The 2,871-nt window shown below is 42.6% G+C and carries 1 protein-coding gene; it reads left to right on the forward strand.

The genetic code is table 11. The annotated features are described in order from the left end of the window. Window positions 1-156 precede the first annotated feature (156 nt). The gene (locus IQ264_RS33785) at window positions 157-2,700 is read left to right on the forward strand and encodes a putative PEP-binding protein (RefSeq protein ID WP_193986738.1); all 2,544 of its coding nucleotides are present in this window, start codon (window positions 157-159) and stop codon (window positions 2,698-2,700) included. The last annotated feature ends 171 nt before the right edge of the window (window positions 2,701-2,871 follow it).

Below are 2,871 nucleotides of genomic sequence, written 5' to 3' on the forward strand. Positions count from 1 at the left end.
CCCTTGTCCCCTTGTCCCCTTGTCCCCTTGTCCTATGTTCCCTGTTCCCGATTTCAACTTTAACTTTTGTTTCGCCTCAATTATCAGAAAACCAGGAGACATCACGGCACAATGAAAAAAGAAAATAAAATATTATGGTAATTTTTCTATCAATCTGTGGATGATTTTCTCTGGCTTGACCAGATTCGATTTGACGATCGCCTTTTAGTGGGCGAAAAGGCGTTTTACTTGAGCCATCTAACTCTTAGGGGTTATCCTGTAATCCCTGGTTTTGTGGTTAAGGCTCCTGTATTACGCCAATTTCTGGCTTCTATTGAGTGGTTAGACCCTTTTTTTGCTGATTTGGCGAATTCTGCTCTACATTTGGATGTAGATAACCCGCGACAACTGCAATTAGTGGCTCAACATATTCGGCGGGAAATTGTGGCTACGGCATTGCCAGAAGCTTTGTTGGATCAATTAGTGACGATTTGTAGTAATTTACCAGGAAATGCACTGATTTTCCGGCCTTCGTTGGCTTTACCATCACACTTAGGTGATGATTATTCATCAGTTGATTTCTCTGGGTTGTGGGAAAGTCATGTTTGTGGTTTATCGGCACCTGCGATCGCTTCTGGTGCGGCGCGTAGTGCGATCGCTAATGCTTTAAAACTAACTTGGGCAGAGTTATTCCGCGCTCGAAGTTTACTATATTGGCAGCGTCTTGGTATCCAGCTGCAAAAAATTAATTTGGCAATCTTAGTTCAACCGCTGCAAAACTGTTTAGCTAGTGGTTTGCTACAAACGGGGGGTTTTATTTCCCAACTAGCTACGAGTAGACAACCTGTTGCTTATCAAGTTCAGGCAACTTGGGGGCTGGAAATGTCTTTGATTAAGGGTGAGGTGTTACCTGATTTTTATGAAGTACAACCAGAAAATAGTGCGATCCTAAACCAAAAACTTGGGGTAAAGACTCTGGCTTATCGGTTGCTGGAAAATTCAGATTCACCAGTTGAGAAAAGATGGAATCAAGTAGCTGTTAATCCGCCTTTACAAGTTTATTTACTGAGTGGGGAGCAACAAAAACAGTATGCTTTGTCAGCTAGTTATTTACCAGATTTGGTGCAGTTGGGAAATCAGTTGAGTGCTGAATTAGGTGTGGCTTTATCTGTGAGTTGGATACTTATAGGAAATGAGTCAGAGGTTTCCTTGCCTAAATTTTATGTGACGCAAATCCAAAGTTGTGAGCAGCGAAATGAGGGTGTGATTAAACAGGAAAGTCAGCCAGAGGTAGAAAGGGAGAAAATTCCGCTCTTAGCTGCTAATTCTGCTATTGTGAATCCAGCGTTTTCTACTAAATCCTCTTCTATTCAAGTTTTTAAAGGTTTAGGGGCGGCTGGGGGTAAAGCGATCGCTAAAGCGCAAGTAGTGACGGATTTCCCTACCCAAGATTGGGAAACTATTCCGACTGGGGAAATTTTAATCTTGAAACATCTATATCCCGATTGGCTTCCTTTGCTGCGAAAGGCGGCGGGAGTTGTGGCGGAACAAGGGGGAATGACTTGTCATGCGGCGATTATTGCTAGAGAATTGGGAATCCCAGCTGTTGTTGGTGTGTCTGGTGCGACGAAGATGATCCAAACTGGTGATTTTTTGCTGGTGGATGGCGATCGCGGTGAGATACATTTAGGTAGTGAACAGGGATTACAGTTAAAGAAACAGCAAAATAGGAGTAGAGCGTCTACTGTGGATTTAGGGGCTCAGGAAAGATTCCAAACGTTGAATCTACCATCGCTAATGGCAACTCAATTGATGGTAAATCTTAGTCAACCTAGCACTATTGAACGTGCGGCTAGTTTACCTGTTGATGGTGTTGGTTTATTACGTTCAGAATTGATGTTGTTGGACGTTTTGGAAGGACAACATCCTAATCGATGGCTAAATTCTGGACATCGAGAACAGTTAGTGGAAAGGTTGACTGAGGCTGTTTGTCAGTTTGCTAGTGCTTTTGCACCTCGTCCGGTATTTTATCGTTCTTTGGATTGGCGATCGCATGAGTTTCAAAATACTTTTGCTCAATCGACTAAAGAAGTTAATCCGATGTTGGGGATGCGGGGTACTTTTGCTTATCTGCAAAACTCAACTTTTTTTGATTTGGAATTAGAAGTACTCCAGATGGTTTTTCAGTCAGGTTACACCAATGTTAATTTAATTCTGCCTTTTGTTCGCACTGTGGAGGAGTTTGCTTTCTGTCGTCGTCGCATTGCAGAATTTGGTTTTTTCTCCTCTGCTCAATTTCAACTTTGGATGATGGCGGAAGTTCCTTCTGTCCTATTTTTACTTCCAGATTTTGTGAAAGCTGGTTGTATGGGAATTTCTATTGGTACTAATGATTTAACGCAACTTTTACTGGGTGTCGATCGCGATCGTGCTGAAATGTCAGCGGCTTTTGATGAACGTCATCCCGCTGTGATGCAAGCAATTCAGCAATTAATTAAAATGGCTAAACAAGCTGGTATTCCTTGTTCTATTTGTGGTCAAGCATCTGGACAATATCCAGAGTTAATTGAGCGTTTAGTACAATGGGGAATTACTTCTATTTCTGTGAGTTTGGATGCGGTGGAATTTACTCATAATGCGATCGTCCGTGCGGAACAACGCTTAATTTTAGAAGCTGCTAGACAACAGTTACAAAAGGCAGAGAAAAGTTTTGAGTTTTGAGTTAGCAAAGGCAGAAGGCAGAAGGTAAGAAAGGCAGAAGGGAAGAAGAGATGGGGAGGTGGGTTCAGTCAGAGGAGGTGGGGAGAGTAGAAGAGAAGAGATAGTTAAATTATTTCTCCCCATCTTCCCATTCCCCTTGTCCCCTTGTCCCCTTGTCCCCTTGTCCCCATC

It is taken from the genome of [Phormidium] sp. LEGE 05292 (assembly GCF_015207735.1).
GTDB lineage: Bacteria > Cyanobacteriota > Cyanobacteriia > Cyanobacteriales > Aerosakkonemataceae > Floridanema.